The 17,635-nt window shown below is 49.2% G+C and carries 14 protein-coding genes; 4 read left to right on the top strand and 10 right to left on the bottom strand.

The features are described 5' to 3' along the window. Positions 1–115: 115 nt before the first annotated feature. From ICL07_RS10805 to ICL07_RS10770, 8 genes are all read right to left on the bottom strand, one after another. Positions 116–589, bottom strand: coding sequence for a ribonuclease H-like YkuK family protein (locus tag ICL07_RS10805; RefSeq protein WP_188087913.1), 474 nt, complete (start codon positions 587–589; stop codon positions 116–118). Positions 590–799: 210 nt separating this feature from the next. Beyond that, a complete protein-coding gene (locus ICL07_RS10800; RefSeq protein WP_188087912.1) occupies positions 800–1,177 on the bottom strand; it encodes a CoA-binding protein in 378 nt (125 codons plus the stop codon). An 18-nt stretch (positions 1,178–1,195) separates the two neighbouring features. Next, positions 1,196–2,143 carry a TIGR01777 family oxidoreductase gene (locus tag ICL07_RS10795; RefSeq protein WP_188087911.1) on the bottom strand — a complete coding sequence of 316 codons (948 nt, stop codon included), beginning with the start codon at positions 2,141–2,143 and terminating at the stop codon, positions 1,196–1,198. 65 nt (positions 2,144–2,208) lie between these two features. Then, positions 2,209–2,715, bottom strand: coding sequence for a GbsR/MarR family transcriptional regulator (locus tag ICL07_RS10790; protein WP_188087910.1), 507 nt, complete (start codon positions 2,713–2,715; stop codon positions 2,209–2,211). 202 nt (positions 2,716–2,917) lie between these two features. Further along, positions 2,918–4,552: a pyruvate dehydrogenase complex dihydrolipoamide acetyltransferase gene (locus tag ICL07_RS10785; RefSeq protein WP_188087909.1), complete on the bottom strand. Its 1,635-nt coding sequence runs from the start codon at positions 4,550–4,552 to the stop codon at positions 2,918–2,920. A gap of 117 nt (positions 4,553–4,669) precedes the next feature. Continuing rightward, positions 4,670–6,688, bottom strand: coding sequence for a DNA polymerase III subunit gamma/tau (locus ICL07_RS10780; RefSeq protein WP_188087908.1), 2,019 nt, complete (start codon positions 6,686–6,688; stop codon positions 4,670–4,672). A 78-nt stretch (positions 6,689–6,766) separates the two neighbouring features. Then, positions 6,767–8,872: a M48 family metallopeptidase gene (locus tag ICL07_RS10775; protein WP_188087907.1), complete on the bottom strand. Its 2,106-nt coding sequence runs from the start codon at positions 8,870–8,872 to the stop codon at positions 6,767–6,769. Positions 8,873–9,111: 239 nt separating this feature from the next. Continuing rightward, a complete protein-coding gene (locus ICL07_RS10770; RefSeq protein ID WP_188087906.1) occupies positions 9,112–10,275 on the bottom strand; it encodes a hypothetical protein in 1,164 nt (387 codons plus the stop codon). 81 nt (positions 10,276–10,356) lie between these two features. On the opposite strand from ICL07_RS10770, the gene ICL07_RS10765 reads away from it, so the two are divergent. Beyond that, a complete protein-coding gene (locus tag ICL07_RS10765) occupies positions 10,357–10,974 on the top strand; it encodes a hypothetical protein (RefSeq protein ID WP_188087905.1) in 618 nt (205 codons plus the stop codon). Between the two features lie 9 nt (positions 10,975–10,983). Then, a complete protein-coding gene (locus tag ICL07_RS10760; protein WP_188087904.1) occupies positions 10,984–11,499 on the top strand; it encodes a GNAT family N-acetyltransferase in 516 nt (171 codons plus the stop codon). Here ICL07_RS10760 and ICL07_RS10755 read toward each other — a convergent pair. After that, on the bottom strand, positions 11,496–13,040 hold the full coding sequence (locus ICL07_RS10755; RefSeq protein WP_188087903.1) for a DUF6600 domain-containing protein: 1,545 nt from the start codon (positions 13,038–13,040) through the stop codon (positions 11,496–11,498). The genes ICL07_RS10760 and ICL07_RS10755 overlap by 4 nt on opposite strands. A 403-nt stretch (positions 13,041–13,443) precedes the next feature. On the opposite strand from ICL07_RS10755, the gene ICL07_RS10750 reads away from it, so the two are divergent. Beyond that, entirely contained in the window at positions 13,444–14,295 is an 852-nt protein-coding gene (locus ICL07_RS10750; protein ID WP_188087902.1) for a DUF4349 domain-containing protein, read from the top strand. A 245-nt stretch (positions 14,296–14,540) separates the two neighbouring features. Here ICL07_RS10750 and ICL07_RS10745 read toward each other — a convergent pair whose 3' ends face one another. After that, the gene (locus ICL07_RS10745; RefSeq protein WP_188087901.1) at positions 14,541–15,770 is read right to left on the bottom strand and encodes a purple acid phosphatase family protein; all 1,230 of its coding nucleotides are present in this window, start codon (positions 15,768–15,770) and stop codon (positions 14,541–14,543) included. Between the two features lie 343 nt (positions 15,771–16,113). Here ICL07_RS10745 and atpD point away from each other — a divergent pair, with 343 nt between their 5' ends. Then, positions 16,114–17,616 carry a F0F1 ATP synthase subunit beta gene (gene atpD / locus ICL07_RS10740; protein WP_188087900.1) on the top strand — a complete coding sequence of 501 codons (1,503 nt, stop codon included), beginning with the start codon at positions 16,114–16,116 and terminating at the stop codon, positions 17,614–17,616. Positions 17,617–17,635 lie beyond the last annotated feature (19 nt).

Genomic DNA, 17,635 nt, shown 5'->3' with positions numbered 1-17,635 from the left:
AGGATGATAAACAAGGGAGAAAAACGGGCGGATTAGGGGGAGAAAATCACCCGACGTGCAATACACGTCAAAAATCTGAGGAAGGTACAAACTTACTTACAGGTACAGGCCTTGCTTAATTAACGATTTTATTGGCGCAGCTACTGCTGGCGAAGGCCTCCGGCTTGGCTTTAAAAGCGAAGCCCATACCAAGGATATAGCCCATGGCTTCCCGCAGTGCCAGGTTACTTTTAAACTGCGGATTGGTATTGATGTCTGCGTGTACTTCCATGTCTACATCATATTCCGTAAACAGGTCGCACAACTCATACGCGATCTCAATACTTTTGGCCACTTCCACCAGCATACGTTCCTTGATGGAATAGCAGTCCTTGGTTTTTTCATTGTGGATAAACATAAATCCGCCATGACCTTCCCGGAGGAATACGATCACTGTAGCAAATTCTGTATCCAGTCCTTTTACCTGGGAATCAGTGCCTATGCACACTTTCAGGCGATAGCCCCGGGCGCTTTCCCGGATAATGGCCTGCCGTACTTCTTCCTTGATCGGAAGGTGGATAACCTCTCCATTAAATCTTCTCCATTGCATAAAATGTATATTAAAGGGTGAAAATGCAACTGCGTCAGATTGGATATTGCCAGCCGAAATGAAGTAATGCCAAGCTATTTGGGTCAACAAGATGGAATCAGTCCATTGGGGGTTAAACGGCTAATATATATTTATCGAATATACGAAAAGCTGCCAGTTAAAAGCTAACAGCTTCTCATAAAATTTTTTAGGGAGATGTGTATTGTCTGATTAATACTGCCCGGTGCTCAATAACACAAGGGTGCAGGCTTCCTGCGGCAGGATATTGTTTTCCCGCGCCAGGTTCGCCAGCTCCGGATTCTCCGTACCCGGATTAAAAACAATACGCCGGGGCTTGAGTTGCAGTATATAGTCATAATACTCCCGTTGTAATATTGGGTTCATGTACAATGTCACGGTGTCTACATGTTCCAGTGGCGGGTGTTCTGTAATAACCGGTATGGCTCCGATAGTGGCAGCTCTCTTCCCGATTGCTACCACCGGATGCCCGTGGGCAGTCAATTTGTTCACGGCCAGGAAGCTATATCGCTCCGGATTAGGCGACGCCCCCAGGACTACGGTCAGTTTCTTATCGTTGTTGGTTTCCATCTACCTAAGATACGAATTTCAGAACAAGTGGTAAGCGCTTCGGGGCATATGCGCCAGGATGTCGGGGAAGGCTGTTTCCAATGTAGGATATTGAAATACAAAGCCTTCCTGCAGCGCGCGGGTGGGCAATACCCACCTGCTTTTCAGCAGTAACTCCGTTTCAGTGCCTATCAGTGCAGCGCCAATGCTCAGCAACGGGGCGGGCGCCGGTAAACCAAACACGTGCCCCGCTGTTTTACGCAACTGCCGCATAAATGTTTTATTGGGTACGGGATGAGGGGAGGTGCAGTTATAAACGCCGCTGGCGTTTTCCTGTTCATATAACCAGGCCATCATGCTGCATACGTCGCTGATGTGCACCCAGGTAAACATCTGCCGGCCATTGCCCTGCTGCCCGCCCAACCCGAATTTCACGAGGTTCAGGTAGGGATGCATCACGCCGCCCGGCTGCCATCCCAAGGTAACGCCTATACGAAGAATGGCTTTACGTGTATGCGGCAGCGTTATTTCGTTGAAAGTGGCTTCCCAGCGTTTGCAAACCTGTACGGAAAAATCATTGACCATCTCCCCGTTGAATTCGTCCATGGGACGGTCTTCTGCATGCCGGTAGATGGTGGCGCTGGCGGCGTTAATCCAGAGCCGTGGCGGTTTTTCCAGGGTTTGTACCACCGCGCCCAGGATACGGGTCGCGTCGGTGCGGCTGTCAAATATCTCCTGCTTATTCTGCTCGTTATACCGGCAGTTCACACTTTTACCAGTCAGATTAATGAGTAAGTCAGCTCCTTCCAGGGCGGTTGTCCAATTGCCGCGGGTACGGCCGTCCCAGACGATGTATTGTACCCGTCCCTTCGCTGGTTGCTGCCTGCGGGTCAGTATCACAATGTCATTGTCTGCGCCAAAATATTCCACAAGGCCATGCCCGATAAATCCTGTTCCCCCGGCAATAATGATGCGCTTGTTTTTCATGTTTTTTATTTTTATTGTTCAGAACTTTCAGTAAATATTGAAATGTATGCACAAAAAAATTTAGCCTACTTAATCAGCTTAAGCAGGCTGCTGTAAAACCAGTTTTCCTCCGATTTAATGAAGGCGCTGATCGTTCTATCAGTTTGCTGGGCAAACTTATTGATGTTGGCAATAGAGTCTTTAAAGGCTTTCAGCTCCCTGTCTTTGGGATCACCTTCGGCCTGCTGCAGCTGTAACAGCACTTTCATAATGGGGTCCAGCTCCCGTTTCTTACGTTCGCGGGCTATATAGGTCGCTACTTTCCAGATGTCTTTTTCTGCAATGAAAAATTCTTTCCGCTCACCCGGAATAAGTACCCGTTCTACCAGGCCCCAGTTGATCAGCTCCCGTACGTTCATATTGGTATTACCCCGGGAGATATTCAACTCAGCCATAATATCGTCTGCGCTCAACGGGTCAGGCATCACCAGCAACAACGCATGGATCTGAGCCATGGTGCGGTTAATGCCCCATTGTGCTCCTAAAGACCCCCAGGTTTGAATAAACTGCGCTTTTGCATCCACTAAGTTCATGTAGGTACTGATTTGTTAAACTCAAAAATACACCAAGTTTTTGAACTTTCAAAAGTTTATGAAAGAAAATTAAGGCAGGTCATTGCGTGGGGACACGTAATCGCCCTCCTCATCTCCCGTGGCGGCATAGGACACCACCATCCAAAAACAAAAAGGGCCGACCCTTTCGGGCGGCCCTTTTCTATATATCTTGTATCAGATGTTACACCAGCATGGTTACCGGGTTTTCCAGGTAGCCTTTCAGGGTAGCCAGGAAACGGGCGCCTACAGCTCCATCCACGCTTCTGTGGTCACAGCTCAGGGTCAGTTTCATGATATTGGCGATTTTCACCTGGCCTTTTTCAACGATCGCGGTTTCTTTGATGCCACCTACTGCGAGGATAGCGGAATCCGGCGGATTGATAATAGCGGTGAACTCGTCGATGCCCAGCATACCCAGGTTGGAAACAGTGAAGGTATTACCACTGAAATCCTGTGGTTGCAGTTTTTTGTTTTTGGCTTTGTCATACAAACCTTTGGCTTCACCGGCAATCTGGCTCAGTGTTTTCTGGTCTGCAAAACGGATGACCGGTACAATCAGACCGTCTTCGATAGCTACGGCGGAACCGATATGTACATGTTGGTTATGACGGATAAAGTCTCCCATCCAGCTGGCGTTTACATCCGGATGCTGGCGCAGTGACAGGGCACAGGCCTTGATCACCATGTCATTGAAGGAGATTTTCACCGGAGATACCTCGTTGATAGCTTTACGGGCATCCATGGCTTTATCCATATTCACATCAATCTTCAGGTAGAAGTGAGGTGCGGTAAATTTACTTTCGCTCAGGCGTTTGGCGATCACTTTACGCATCTGAGAGAGCGGCGTGTCAGTGAAACCTTCCTGACCGGCAGGTACAAAGGCAGGTGCAGATGGAGCAGCAGCGCTGGCTTTAGCAGCAGGAGCAGCAGCCGGTACGAAGTTGTCCACATCTTTTTTAACGATACGGCCATTGTCACCGGAACCGGCAACCTGGTTGATATCGATACCTTTTTCAGCAGCCAGTTTGCGGGCCAGCGGAGAGGCTTTCACACGGCCATCGGCACTGGTAGTGGTGGTAGCCGGCGCTTCACCGGAAGCAGCAGCGCTGGTAGCAGCAGGAGCCGCAGCCATTGCAGGAGCAGCCTGGGCGGCAGGTGCGTTTTCGGCAGCCAGGATCACATCTACATTGGTACCCGGTTTACCTACGATGGCAATGATACCGTTTACTTTGGCAGCATCTCCTTCTTTCACGCCAACATACAGCAGTGTTCCGTCCGCATAACCCACCACTTCCATGGTTGCTTTGTCGGTTTCTACTTCTGCCAGTACATCGTCGCTTTTTACTACGTCGCCTACTTTTTTATTCCAGGCAATTATTTTTCCTTCTGTCATCGTATCGCTCAACAGCGGCATACGGATAACAGTCGCGTTTTTTAGTGCTTCTTTTAATGCAGCATCATCAGCGGCAGGCGCGGCAGTTGCCGGTGCAGCTTGTGGTGCCGGTGCAGCGGCCGATTGGGCTGGTGCTGCAGCTGTAGCGCCGGAATTACCTTCCAGCAAAGGTTTGTAATCTTCGCCCGGTTTACCCACAATGGCTATAATTTCATTTACCTTCGCTGCTTTTCCTTTTTCCACACCAACGTACAGTAAGGTTCCCTCTACGTAACCCATTACTTCCATGGTCGCCTTGTCCGTCTCCACTTCAGCAATAATATCGTCTGCTTTTACTTGATCGCCCACCTTTTTATGCCATTCCGCAATCACCCCTTCCGTCATCGTATCACTCAGGAGGGGCATTCTGATAACTTCTGCCATAGTGTTTATTAAAAATTTTGCTCAAACCTACATGTTTTTGCGCAAAAACGCAAAGAAGGAATGCCAAACGGTTTAAAAATGTCTAATGATCGTTAATATATAATAAGTGAAATCAATCTAAAAATCCAGCTCCATATTCAACCGGTCTTTTAACTCCTTAACCAGCGGATACTGTTCGGCCATATGCTGGAATTGCTCCCTGCTGGAAAGCGGTGCGGGCCCCAGGTCCTGTGTCTGCTGACTTTCATCGAGCTGAAGCGTAAGGATAAGGGTGGAATTGTTGAATTTTTGCTTGAAAAACTCTGAAATGGCCATTTTCTCCTCTTCCATAAACCGCTGTTGCACAATGTTACGGCTCACAATGCCAATTTCATTGGCGCCCAGCAACTTCAACACGGCCAGTTGCAGGTTACTCACTACCGTCATCTTATTGGCCTGCCGGAACCGGTCTATAAACTCCTCCCAATGAACCTCCAGGGCGCCGGCTGTCAAAGGAATGCTCTGTACTTGCGCAGTGGTCTGCTGTTTGGCGGCCAGCGCTTCTTTCATGGCGGCCAGTCCTGTCAGCTTGCCGGCTGCTGGTGCGGCGGTGCGGGTAGCTCCGGCGGCAGCAGTCCCTACAGGCGCTGTAGCAGCAGGCTGGCTCTGAGCGGCGGTTGCGGTGGCAGGCTGGGCCTGGCTTTGTTGCCCAACTGCCGGAGCAGTGGGCGTACCCGCAGTGCTGCGGGCCGCTGGCTGGCCAGTGGTGCCCGAATTAACAGTCGCTGCTGGTGTACCGGTAGCCTGACTGGCGCCGTTCCCCGTATTATATGCGGTAACAGGCTCCGCTACCTGGTGGCCTCCGGTAGCTGCTGCTGCAGGCGTGCTATCTACGGTTAGCCGGGCTGTTTCGGGCGATTGTGCCGCAATACTCGCACTGGTAGCAGGTTTGGCGACTGCGGGTTGTGCGCCCGGCGCTCTTAAACGCTGTGGCGGCGTACCGTCAGCTACTAATTTTTTTTTTGAAACCTCCCCGTTATTGTCATCGCTCACCAGGCTAACGGCCTGCTGCAGATAACAAAGCTTGATGAGGGCCATTTCCACATGCAAACGCTTGTTACGGGCCAACCGGTAGTTGATCTCGGTATCGTTGAGCAAATGCAGGGCGGTGATCAGGTAAGCCGGACTGATTTTGCCGGATAACTGTTTATAACGGTCTTTCAGGTTGCCGGACACTTCTACCAGGTGAAATGCTTTCTCCTCTTTACTAAGCAACAGGTTGCGCAGGAATTCGGCCCAGCCGTTCAGGAAGTTGTCTCCTTCAAACCCTTTCTGTAAAATTTCATCAAATATCAACAGCGCATTGGCTACATCCTGCTGTAATACCGTGTCCATAATCCGGAAAAAATAATCGTAATCCAGGATGTTCAGGTGCTCGAGGGTATTCTGGTAGGTCAGATGCCCGCTGGTAAAACTCACAATTTTGTCCAGGGTACTCAACGAATCACGCATACAGCCATCCGTTTTCTGGGCTACCAGGTGCAGGGCGTCGCCGTCTGCCTGGATATGCTCTTTCTCACAGATCTCTTTCAGGTGATCTACGGTATCCTGTATGGTAATGCGTTTGAAGTCAAATATCTGACACCGGCTCAGGATGGTCGGTAATATTTTATGTTTCTCTGTAGTGGCCAGGATAAAGATCGCATAGGAAGGCGGCTCTTCCAGCGTTTTCAGAAACGCGTTGAAGGCGGAGGAACTCAGCATGTGCACCTCATCTATGATATAGATCTTGTATTTACCGGCCTGTGGCGAAAAACGTACTTGCTCTACCAGCGTCCGGATATCGTCTACCGAGTTGTTGGACGCGGCATCCAGCTCATGAATGTTGAAAGAACTGCCTTCATTAAAGGATTTACAGGAATGACACTCATTACAGGCTTCTCCATCGGGCTGCAGGTTTTCGCAGTTAATGGTTTTAGCCAGGATACGGGCACAGGTAGTCTTCCCTACTCCGCGTGGTCCGCAGAAAAGAAAAGCATGCGCCAGCTGATTGTTGCGAATAGCATTCTTGAGCGTGGTGGTAATATGTGCTTGTCCTACAACTGTTGAAAAGTTCTGTGGACGGTATTTACGGGCTGAAACGATAAAATTCTCCATATGACTGCAACGCTTTCGCGAGCGTCGAAAATACGCACAAATTCAGTAAGAGAAAAATGGTAGCCACCAGGGCGGCTTTCAGACCTGTGCCCGGGGCTCCAGGGTTAGCAGAAATTCCAGGAAAGCCTTCCGGAGTAAAATATTGCTGTTGTTGTATTGTTCCATCACGGAAGAAATAATCTCATGTAATTCCTGCAACGCTACGTAATCAGGTACCTGGTCCTGCATGAAAATACAATCCTGCCCGGCAAAGCGTTGTATCTTTTCGTATAGCCCTGCGGGAAGATGACCGGCATAGCCGGGAAGGGTGGTGGCTTCGTGCAGCAGCCGGCGAAACCGCCAGCATTCGGTCCGCAGCTCGTCCATCCAGGGGCCCAGCAGGGCAAGGGTGTCATGTCCCACGTTAAAAACCTGGCTGATACCATGAATAACCCGTACTACCTGGTCGTTCAGCCGGTTGGTAAATTCCTGGTGCGTCAGTATATGCTGGTATTGGCTGGTGAGCTGGTGTACTGCCCCGGCTCCTTTGGCGGCAGCCCGCTGATAGTGATAGCTATATGCCTGCTGATCGTGCTGTTGCAGCCAGTGTTGCTCTGCGGCTACATGAGCAGCCAGCTGGTGGCCCAGCTCCCTGGCGTTGGCGGCTTTCTGCGGCTGCCCGTCGAATTCAAAAACACGGGTCTGAAACTGCCCGGTGGCGATAGCCTGCAAGGTTTCCACATCCTGCTTGTCCCGGTAATAACTCCTGATCCGCCACACGATGTCCGGATGATAGAGCTGCGACATATCGGTAATACCGGCAGGAGGAGGTACTTCTCCTTCAACAATGCTAAAAGCCCGGTTATCATAATAATCATGAAAAGCGGCGGGATACTCATACTGGCGATGCCGCTGGGTGAGCGCTGCTACAAATTCAGCGGGAGAAATGGCTTCTCCGCTGAATCCCGGCGCTATCATATCATACACCTGTCGCGTACTTTGCTCCTGTAACTGCTCCGGATGATTGAATAATGTCCAGGCACTGTCTGTCGCCTCATCGCGACGGATGCCGGCGGCGAGATAACGTTGTTCCCGGTCCTCACGGGTAGGGTGAGCCGTCCACTGCTCCCGCAGCTGGACACGGCTTTTCAGGAAAGTATGGAAATAACTGTCGGGGATAACCGGCAGCCCTGCTGCATCTGTCTGTAAATGGTGCTGTGTCGCGTAATAGGCTATCACGGCACGGTGGGTCTGGTAAATATTCGGGAACCGCCGTCCGGCGGTTTCCAACTCTGTCAGCTTGTGCATACAGTGGTCCAGGCAATAGGTGCCCATTTCTACCCGGCGCCCGCTGCTCACTGCTGCGGCGGTGCCGGCCAGCGACACCGCCAGGGCATCTGCCTGAAACTCCATCTCCCGGCTTAACTCCAGGTACTGCCGGTGTATGAGCCGGTAAAGTTTACGCAGTAAAAACTGAATGCCGTTGACAATTAAAGAGGTGATATGGGCAAAAAAACCAGGTAAACTACCGTTGCTGCTCCAGCGTATAACAAGGTCGTTCCAGCTGTCGTTTTCATACAGCATGTTATATAATACCTTGTTCAGGGTATACACATAGCTGCCTAATTTCATGCTGCGCCGCGAAAAATGGGCAAACTCCTGAGCCAACACCATTTTAAATTCACTGATATTGACGACATTCACCAGCCCCAGCCCTATTTCCAGGTTCATCCTGGCAGGCCATAACAGGTTGAAAAAGCTGGCATTGTAAAAAACACAGACATTGACTTCCGGTACCACAAATACTTTCGCCGGAAAACGGATACTGGTTTCTTTTACAAGCCCGGAAATAAAATCAAATAACCGCGGATGCTGCCCGGCATCTATTAAAGAACGGTAGGGATTTACCGGCTGACGATGATAAAAAAGAAAACGTACCAGGAGAAACAACATCAAACCGCCCAATACCACCAGGGCCGGGCCGGTAAGGAATGTAAAAAAATTAGGATGATAGCCGACCAGCGCAATGCCGGCAGTGATAAGGGCTGCGCCCAGGGCTACGGTTGTGAGCAATACGATTACATATAACAGAAAAAAGAGCAATATAAAACCAATCACCTTTACTATCTGTAGCCTAAATGCTGCCGTAGGATGAAAGACCGCCGCTTCTTTCATCCCGGGGCTCGCAGGATTTAAGTTGGTCATAACAAAACATCAGGTTAAATACGATAGCTGTCGCAATAGGGATTTAAATATAGCCATTATTCACAGAATTATTTTAGTGACAGCAGACGCATCGGATACTTGTGCGAGGTGCTTAAAGCCTGTCCTGCGGAAGTTGCAGGAGAATGGAACGGTGTAAAGTTGTCATGCAGGACACTGAAATAAATAGCCCGGCTACCATGCCGGCGCCGGGCTATTATCTTATAACAGGTAATAAGTTACTATAACATCGGATGTCTCTCTACCGGTACATTCGGATCAAACATATAACGGTAGGTGGTCAACACCCTGGAAGGAAAGGCGCCCAGACCGGTAGCCATATTCAGCATACGCGGGTTGAAGTCCCCGATCCATTGCATTTCGTAATCATGGTAGGGCATATTCTCACCTTGTATCACTTTAGCGCCTTCCACGATCAGAAAGGCATCCAGCCCCTTCCCCTGGAATTCGGGGACAATACCGAAAATAATGCCTACCATTTTATGACACTGCCGGGTGAGTTTCATCCACACGAAAATCAGTTTACCCCACAATCCCATCTTGCCATTCATATGTTTGATATACTGGTTGAGGTCCGGTAGGTTGAGCCACATGGCAATTGGTTCATTCTTGTAATACACAAACCAGGCGATCTTCTCATCCAGCAACGGTTTCATCTGTTTGAAGATACCGAAGGCCTGTCCTTTGCTCATCTCTTTGCCGCCGGCATGTTGTGCCCAGGCTTTGTTATAGATGGTGCTAAAGTCTTGTGCAAACTTTTCCAGCTGATCTTTTTTAATATGCCGGGAGGTAAAGTCAGGATCTTTTGCAATGGCGGCATGACGCGTCAGGAATTTTTCCGCCAGTTGATCGCGGATCTTCATGCCAAAGCAAATCTGGTTGAAGAACAGTTTAAAACCATAGGTTTCAAACAAACGGACATAATGCGGTGGGTTGAAGTTCATGTTATACAAGGGTTCATGGTACCCCTGTGTCAGCAGGCCCCACCAGTTGTTGCGTTCCCCGAAGTTTATAGGACCGTCCATAGCCTCCATGCCTTTTTCCTGTAGCCATTTTTTAGCGGTATCAAATAACAGGTTGGCAGCTTCCTGGTTGTCGATACAGTCGAAAAAGCCCATTCCGCCTACCCTTACCGTATCGCCCTTATTGGTATACTTGTTATTTACAAAGGCAGCTACCCTGCCGGTCAGGTTACCCTGCTGGTCTTTCATAATCCACCGGACACACTCCCCATGACGGAACGCTTTGTTCTTATGAGCGTCGAAAACACTTTCAATATCCTTGTCCAGTGGTCTTATCCATCCGGGTACGTCCTTGTTTAGCCTGATATGTACGGCCAGAAAATCGGCCGCTTTTTGGGCGTTGTCAACTAAAATCAGTTCCATGGATACTAAATACTATTTGAGCAAATTTGCGCAAAAATAATTAAAACAGCCGTTGGCATTATTTTTTCTGCTGATATCATCATGAAGCGAAACTATATTCTCCCTCTTATAAGCTGTATTTTCACGATCATCCTGGCATTAGGCTATTGCCGCCAACAAACGGAAGTCAGGCGCGTACGCTCCGAAAATCTGCGCTTGTGGAATGAAAACCGCGACCTGCGTAAAAGCCTGGAACAAAATAACAATGTAAGCCGCCAGATCGAAGACCACCAGGCCGTTCAACAACGGGTGGCGGGGAATTTTGTGGAAAGAAGGGCCTATTACCGGCGCAACTGGCAACAGTTTATCACGGTCACTGCCAGCGATTACCGCACCGGATTGCTGGGAGGTATCAAAAACCTGAGTATCACGGTCCGTAATCAAACGGAATACCCGGTGGATAATGTGGTGGTAACGGTCCAGTATATGCGTAATAACGATGAAGTATTCAAAACGGAGCAATACACGATCAATAATATCCCTGAAAAAGGCGAAAGGAGCATCGCAGCGTCGAATAGCCGCAAAGGCAGCAAGGTTAGTCTGAAGCTGATGAGCGTTACCAGCCAGGCTATGAATTTCTGCTGGGCCCTGGGAAAACCTGCGCCTGCCGGTAATCCCGATCCCTTTGAGTGTGTGCCGTCGCCCCCAAAGAATCCGTAACTTTGGCGCATGATCACCTTGCAACCCGTTAATATTCCCGGTCCCGCTATCAGAGAATTGTATGAAGAAGCCTTTCCCTACGAAGAAAGAAGGGATTGGGAAGTGGTATTGTCACTACTGGACAATGGTAAGCTGAAGATGCTGCAACTGGAAAAGGATGGAAACTTTGCCGGGTTTGTATGTTGCTGGCCTTTACCGGACTATACTTTTGTGGAATACTTTGCGGTTCATGCTTCTGCCAGGGGCGGAGGTATTGGCACCCATATCATGGAAGAACTGGAAAAACGTTTCGGTCGCCTGGTGCTGGAAGTAGAGCCACCGGTAACGGAGCAGGCCCGCCGCCGCATTATTTTTTATGAACGGTTGGGCTACCAGGCTTTTGATCAACCCTATTATCAGCCTCCCTATCACGAAGGTCACCAGCCTTTGGAACTGCGCTTAATGCAGAAAGGTTCCACCCATGACGGTGAAACCTTTCAAAAAATTAAAAATCAGATTTATCGTTTCGTTTACAACCTGGATTAGTAGTCGCCCCTTCTTACTCTTTCGCCGCTGCCACTGTTGTTATTAGCCGGACGTTGTTGTTGCTGCTGTTGCTGTTGTTGCTGACGCTGAACCCTTTCCGCCTGTTGTTGCTGTTGTTGTTGCTGACGCATCTGCTGTTGTTGCTGTTCGCGCTGAACCCTTTGCTGTTGTTCCATCTGTTGCTGTTGTTGCTGACGCTGAACCCTTTCCGCCTGCTGTTGCTGCTGACGCATCTGTTGCATCTGCTGCTGTTGCTGTTCGCGCTGAACTCTTTCCGCCTGTTGCTGCTGTTGTTGTTGTTGTTGCTGACGTATCTGCTGCATTTGCTGATCCCTTTGTACCCGTTGCTGTTGTTCCGCCTGTTGCTGCTGTTGTCTCATCTGCTGATCACGCTGCATTTGCTGTATCTGGTCCCGCTGTACCCGCTGCTGTTGTTGTTGCTGTTGTATCTGTTGCGGTACCCCTGAATTATCATTGGGCGTTCTGTTGGGACGGTTATATCCAGGCTGATTGTTATTGTTGCCGCTGTTGTTATTGTTATAGTTTGGATCACGGCTTACACGGCCGGGTATATTGTTATTACCGCTATTGCCGCTGTTGTTATTGTTATAGTTCGGATCACGGCTCACGCGGCCGGGCGTGTTGTTATTGCCGTTGTTACCGCTGTTGTTATTGTTATAGTTCGGATCACGGTTCACGCGGCCGGGCGTGTTGTTATTGCCGTTATTACCATTGTTGAAGTTACTGTTGTTGCCATTATTACCATTTGTTCCACGGGCTGGCCTGCTGTTTTCCCCTCTGTTAAGGGCAGTGGCATCCGGACGGTAAATCTGCAACTGGTTATTCTGAATTCTGCCTGCGCCGGGTCTGTCGGTATTGGATACCCTTATCGGTCTCACGCTGGAACCGGTGTACCGTTCTACATCCCTTGCGTCAGGACCTCTTTGTACCCGGACACCAGTACCGCTATTACTGCCATAGTTGTTGATGATAGTGGTGTTGTTGATGATCGTTGTATTCCGGCTATTATTGATGTAATAGTTGTTGATCTGCCGGCTGCCAATATATCTCCTGGGAACGAATGCCCAGTAGTTGGTTGGCATATTGTAGGATGAGGGGCCCATTGGCGCCCATCCGTAATAGTCTCCTCCACTTCTCCAGTCTACCCACGCTGGTCCCCATTCGTTACCAGGTATCCACATCCAGCCGTACATGCCGTCGTACATCCAGCGGCCATAGTGGAAGGCGGCCCATCCCCAGGAATAGTCAGACATCCAGGTCCACCCGTAATCGGTGTACACCCAGTGCCCGCCGCTGTAATAAGGACGGAAGTCAGCTCCTGCATTCGGTATCCATACCTGGCTATAGCCCGGATAATTCACCCACCGGCCATAAGGGCTCAATTCATCATAGAAAGAAACTGAAACCCCTACCTGTACCTGCGGATTGGGATTGTATGCTGAGTAGGTAGTGGCGCAACTACCTAAAAAGAAGGATATAAGTAAAAGAGATAATCCTGTGTTTTTAAATAATCTGTTCATACTCCTGTTTTTTAGTCCTGATTGGTTTCGCTGTTATTAGACTTTGCGGAGATTAATGGCTTCTTTTGTTTGTTCCGGTTTATACTTCAATGATCTGCTACTGGGTGTCGGATTGGTGTTTCAAACGCGGTCTAAATGCAGTTAGTCATTAAGGCAAAATGTTAAACAAAATTGTTAAAATTTTTATAACGCTTTTTGCTGCAGGTAGAGCGTTACAAGGACTATCAGGCAAAAATGATTCCAATTTATTTACCCAAATCTAACTTATACTAATACAGTGTTTTAAGAATTGTGTATTATTGCTGAGTGAATGTTTTTTATAATGTGATATTTGTTTAACTGCCAATATCTCCCAATGCCTTTTTTTGAAGATTTTTTTTAACCCGAAAACCTGTATGTTCTGATGATTGTTTTACCAACGTTGAAGTATAAACGAATTTTCAGCACCCTGTTGCTGGTATTTGTGGTGATGTTCCTGCTCCGCCTGCTATATGGCTATACGAGGACCGGCAGCGATAATGGAGATAACAGCGGCGGAGGCTTCCTGGAAAGTATCCAACGGAAAAACTACGCCTCTGAGAAGGTCAAAATGGCCTCCCCTAAAGGCGAAGCCATGCCGGCAATGGCTGCGCAGAAGTATGAGAAGGTAGCCTATGTAAGTTCCCGTTCTACCAGTTTTACGGAAGATGAACAACGGTTGCACGCCACTATCCGCCAGTTTAATGCCATTATACAATACCAGCAGGAGTCCGGTAACAAAGGCAACCGCGACGTCAAACTGCTGATAGGGGTAGCCCCGGAAAAATTTGATTCCGCTTATTATGCGGTTCAAAAAATCGGTAGTATCAAATCCACCAGCATTACCAAAGCGGATAAAACCAATGAATACCGCAAACTCAATGCTGCGCGGGTTTCTATGGAAAAGAACCTGGCCTCGCTGAATGCGCTTACTTCCCAGTCCGGAACAATTGAAGAACGGATAAGATTACACGAGAAAATCGCAGAGGTGGAAAGCCAGCTGCAGGAGCTGGGTGTGGAACTAGGCAATTTCGATGAGGAAAACGAATTCTGCACCATACAGTTCAGCATGTATGAAGGTGCGGCACAACGCGGCATTCCCTTCTATTCCCGGGTAAAAACAGCCCTGGAGTGGACGGTAAAATATTACCTCATGCTCACCGCAGGCGTTTGCCTGGCTGCACTGGGCGCCTGGCTGATGCTGAAAATACTGTCTGTTGTAAAACTGAATAATTAATCAGCGTTCATAAACGAGAAAGCGGTTGTGCCTTTGTGCTGAACCGCTTTCTCGTTTACAATCCCGTCACATGAATGATCGGGCATTCGTATACCCAGGCCTGAAGCCCCGGGCTAAGTTGTATCCAGGCAGGAAGGTTATTCAAACTCTTTCAAATCGGGAACTTCAGAATATACGAGATACAAACATCTTAGCCCTGGGCTTCATGGGTTCATCGCTTCCCCTTTGGGCACCGCCGGGTGGCATCACACGGTATATTCTCCCACTTTGGTACCGTCATCCCGCAGCATGGTCAATACCAGCTGTTTCTGATCGGCTTTTATTTTAATGAGGGTGCGTTTACCGTCCTTCGGGCCTCCGCCGATAATCAGCGGATAATTATGCTGACCGGCTACGGGGGCGTATACACCGTATTGATGGGTGTGGCCGCAAACGACGATATCTACCTTGTATTTGTTGAACAGCGGGCCGAAGAGCTGGCGGCAATGGGCTGCGCCGTGCCAGTCGCCGCCGTGATAATGCGGGATATGCATCAGCACTACTTTATGTTTTGCTTTTTTGTAAGCCGGACTTTGCAGCTGTTTTTCCAGCCAGCGGGCCTGTTCTTCGCGGTATCCGTCGAAATCAACGATACCGGCATATACGGCGTGGTCGTCTTCCTTGTCTTCTCCGGTATCCAGTACAATAGCGTGTACGGGGCCCCAGGAGAAGGAGAAATAACTGCCATGGCCGGGATTGTCGAAGTACTGGTGCCATTCACGGGCGTATTTGCCGCGCGTTTCGTGGTTACCTCTCACGTACATAAAAGGTTTCTGTGTAGAGAAGGTGTCGCCGCAGGGGGACAGCAGGTGGTCGATGATCTGTTTTTCGTCGGCCTGGTAATCGAACATATCGCCGTTGAGGAATACAAAATCGTAGGGATCGTTGCCGTTCAGTCCCAGCAGGTGGGGGATGGAAGCGGGCCGGTCGTGGATATCGTTGAGCATGAGCCAGGACACTTCTTTAGCCCGGGTATCCGGTGCTGTAAAGGTATAGGTGTCGCTGGAGAGGGTGTTACCGTAGGTCAGCTTATAGGGCTGGAAATCGGTAATTTCTTTGGAGAGCACGCGGTAGCTGTATTGTTTACCGGGTTCGAGGTTCGGCAGTTCTATGCGGTGGAGCTGGTTGTTGGCGTCTACGAGGCCTTTGGTAACGTGGTGGGCTTTCAGGTTGAGCTGGCCGTTGGTACCGTATTCCACCCAGCTGTAGCAGGGGCGGGAGGTGAGCCACATTACCGCGATGGTGTCGGGTGCGGGCATTTGGAGGTACGGTTTGCAGAGGAAGGCGTGGGTGGTTTCGGCGGTGGTAGCGCCGTTGATGTTGGTTTTTTGTGCGGCTGCTGCCAGTGGCGACAGGCCGGTTACGCCGATCAGGCCTGCTTTGGATAAGTTGCCCAGAAAGGAGCGGCGTGACAGTTCATTGTTCAATTTTTTCATATTATAGTAATATATATATGGTGGATCGGTAAAAATAATCACCAACTAAAGAAAACCTGATTATTTTTATATGAACGGAGAAGGGAACGGGAGATAGATGTGGACTAAGTTATAAATACTGAAAAATCTATATTTGATAGATTCTGCGTTGTCTGGATGGGAATCTGACTGTAGATAACTGGAAACATCAGGTAAATTGAGGTGTTAATGGGATATTTTTCCTCCATCTCTTTTTGATTTTCCCCCATTTACTATTACCTTTGCGCCAAATTTTAGAAACCGTTGCACAGCGACAGTTTTTGAGGAAATAACTTTTTAGTATTTTATAAACCTCTTTAAAAATATGCCTAACACAGGTAAGATCAAACAAATTATCGGTCCCGTGGTGGACGTGCACTTTGATGACAAATTGCCCGAAATCTACAACGCATTGGAAATTACCCGCGAAAATGGTCAGAAAGTAGTATTGGAAGTACAACAGCACCTGGGTGAAGACAGTGTACGTTGCGTGGCAATGGACTCCACTGACGGTATGGTTCGTGGAATGGCCGTAGTGGATAAAGGCGCGCCTATTAAAATGCCAATTGGCGACCAGGTGAAAGGACGTTTGTTCAATGTGGTAGGTGAGGCTATTGACGGTCTGGGTGATCTGGCTACTGACAACGGTTATCCCATCCACCGCCAGCCGCCTAAGTTTGAGGATCTGGCTACCGATACAGAAGTACTGTTCACCGGTATCAAAGTAATCGACCTGATCGAACCATATGCAAAAGGTGGTAAAATCGGTCTGTTCGGTGGTGCGGGTGTAGGTAAAACCGTATTGATCCAGGAGCTGATCAACAACATCGCAAAAGGTTATGAAGGTCTGTCCGTATTTGCCGGCGTGGGTGAACGTACCCGTGAAGGTAATGACCTGATGCGTGAAATGATCGAAGCCAACATCGTAAAATATGGCAGCAAGTTCGTAGAATCCATGGAACATGGTAACTGGGACGTAACTGCTGTAGATAAAGAATTACTGAAACAGTCACAGGCTACCTTCGTGTTCGGTCAGATGAACGAACCTCCCGGAGCCCGTGCACGTGTTGCCCTGTCCGGTCTGACCCTGGCGGAATACTTCCGTGATGGCGACGGTTCTGCAGGTGGTGGCCGTGATATCCTGTTCTTCGTAGACAACATCTTCCGTTTTACCCAGGCAGGTTCCGAAGTGTCCGCGCTGTTAGGCCGTATGCCTTCTGCGGTGGGTTACCAGCCAACCCTGGCTACTGAGATGGGTCTGATGCAGGAACGTATCACCTCTACCAAAAACGGTTCAATTACTTCCGTACAGGCGGTTTACGTACCTGCGGATGACTTGACCGACCCTGCTCCGGCAACTACCTTCTCCCACCTGGATGCTACCACCGTATTGGATCGTAAAATCTCCGACCTTGGTATCTACCCGGCTGTGAGCCCGCTGGACTCAACTTCCCGTATCCTCACTCCGGCTATCGTAGGTGACGCACACTACAACTGTGCGCAACGTGTGAAACAAATCCTGCAACGCTATAAAGAATTACAGGATATCATTGCCATCCTCGGTCTGGACGAGCTGAGCGACGAAGATAAACTGACCGTTTCCCGCGCCCGCCGCGTACAACGTTTCCTGTCACAACCTTTCCACGTGGCAGAACAGTTTACCGGTCTGAAAGGTGTACTGGTTCCGATCGAAGAAACCATCCGTGGCTTTAACATGATCATGGACGGTGAAGTGGACGAATATCCTGAAGCAGCCTTCAACCTCGTAGGTTCTATCGATCAGGCTATCGAAAAAGGTAAGAAATTACTGGAAGCAGCTAATAACTAATCCGAATGGTCCCCCGGGA

The sequence above is a fragment of the Chitinophaga qingshengii genome, from assembly GCF_014529935.1.
Taxonomy (GTDB): Bacteria; Bacteroidota; Bacteroidia; order Chitinophagales; family Chitinophagaceae; genus Chitinophaga; species Chitinophaga qingshengii.
The sequence above is the reverse complement of the archived record's forward strand: the minus strand, read 5'-3'. Positions and strand labels throughout refer to the sequence as shown.

What these genes read in the sequence shown, in the direction of transcription:
- ICL07_RS10805 (WP_188087913.1), bottom strand. Translation starts at nt 589, where the DNA reads ATGCAATGGAGAAGATTTAATGGAGAGGTTATCCACCTTCCGATCAAG.
- ICL07_RS10800 (WP_188087912.1), bottom strand. Translation starts at nt 1,177, where the DNA reads ATGGAAACCAACAACGATAAGAAACTGACCGTAGTCCTGGGGGCGTCG.
- ICL07_RS10795 (WP_188087911.1), bottom strand. Translation starts at nt 2,143, where the DNA reads ATGAAAAACAAGCGCATCATTATTGCCGGGGGAACAGGATTTATCGGG.
- ICL07_RS10790 (WP_188087910.1), bottom strand. Translation starts at nt 2,715, where the DNA reads ATGAACTTAGTGGATGCAAAAGCGCAGTTTATTCAAACCTGGGGGTCT.
- ICL07_RS10785 (WP_188087909.1), bottom strand. Translation starts at nt 4,552, where the DNA reads ATGGCAGAAGTTATCAGAATGCCCCTCCTGAGTGATACGATGACGGAA.
- ICL07_RS10780 (WP_188087908.1), bottom strand. Translation starts at nt 6,688, where the DNA reads ATGGAGAATTTTATCGTTTCAGCCCGTAAATACCGTCCACAGAACTTT.
- ICL07_RS10775 (WP_188087907.1), bottom strand. Translation starts at nt 8,872, where the DNA reads ATGACCAACTTAAATCCTGCGAGCCCCGGGATGAAAGAAGCGGCGGTC.
- ICL07_RS10770 (WP_188087906.1), bottom strand. Translation starts at nt 10,275, where the DNA reads ATGGAACTGATTTTAGTTGACAACGCCCAAAAAGCGGCCGATTTTCTG.
- ICL07_RS10765 (WP_188087905.1), top strand. Translation starts at nt 10,357, where the DNA reads ATGAAGCGAAACTATATTCTCCCTCTTATAAGCTGTATTTTCACGATC.
- ICL07_RS10760 (WP_188087904.1), top strand. Translation starts at nt 10,984, where the DNA reads ATGATCACCTTGCAACCCGTTAATATTCCCGGTCCCGCTATCAGAGAA.
- ICL07_RS10755 (WP_188087903.1), bottom strand. Translation starts at nt 13,040, where the DNA reads ATGAACAGATTATTTAAAAACACAGGATTATCTCTTTTACTTATATCC.
- ICL07_RS10750 (WP_188087902.1), top strand. Translation starts at nt 13,444, where the DNA reads ATGATTGTTTTACCAACGTTGAAGTATAAACGAATTTTCAGCACCCTG.
- ICL07_RS10745 (WP_188087901.1), bottom strand. Translation starts at nt 15,770, where the DNA reads ATGAAAAAATTGAACAATGAACTGTCACGCCGCTCCTTTCTGGGCAAC.
- atpD (WP_188087900.1), top strand. Translation starts at nt 16,114, where the DNA reads ATGCCTAACACAGGTAAGATCAAACAAATTATCGGTCCCGTGGTGGAC.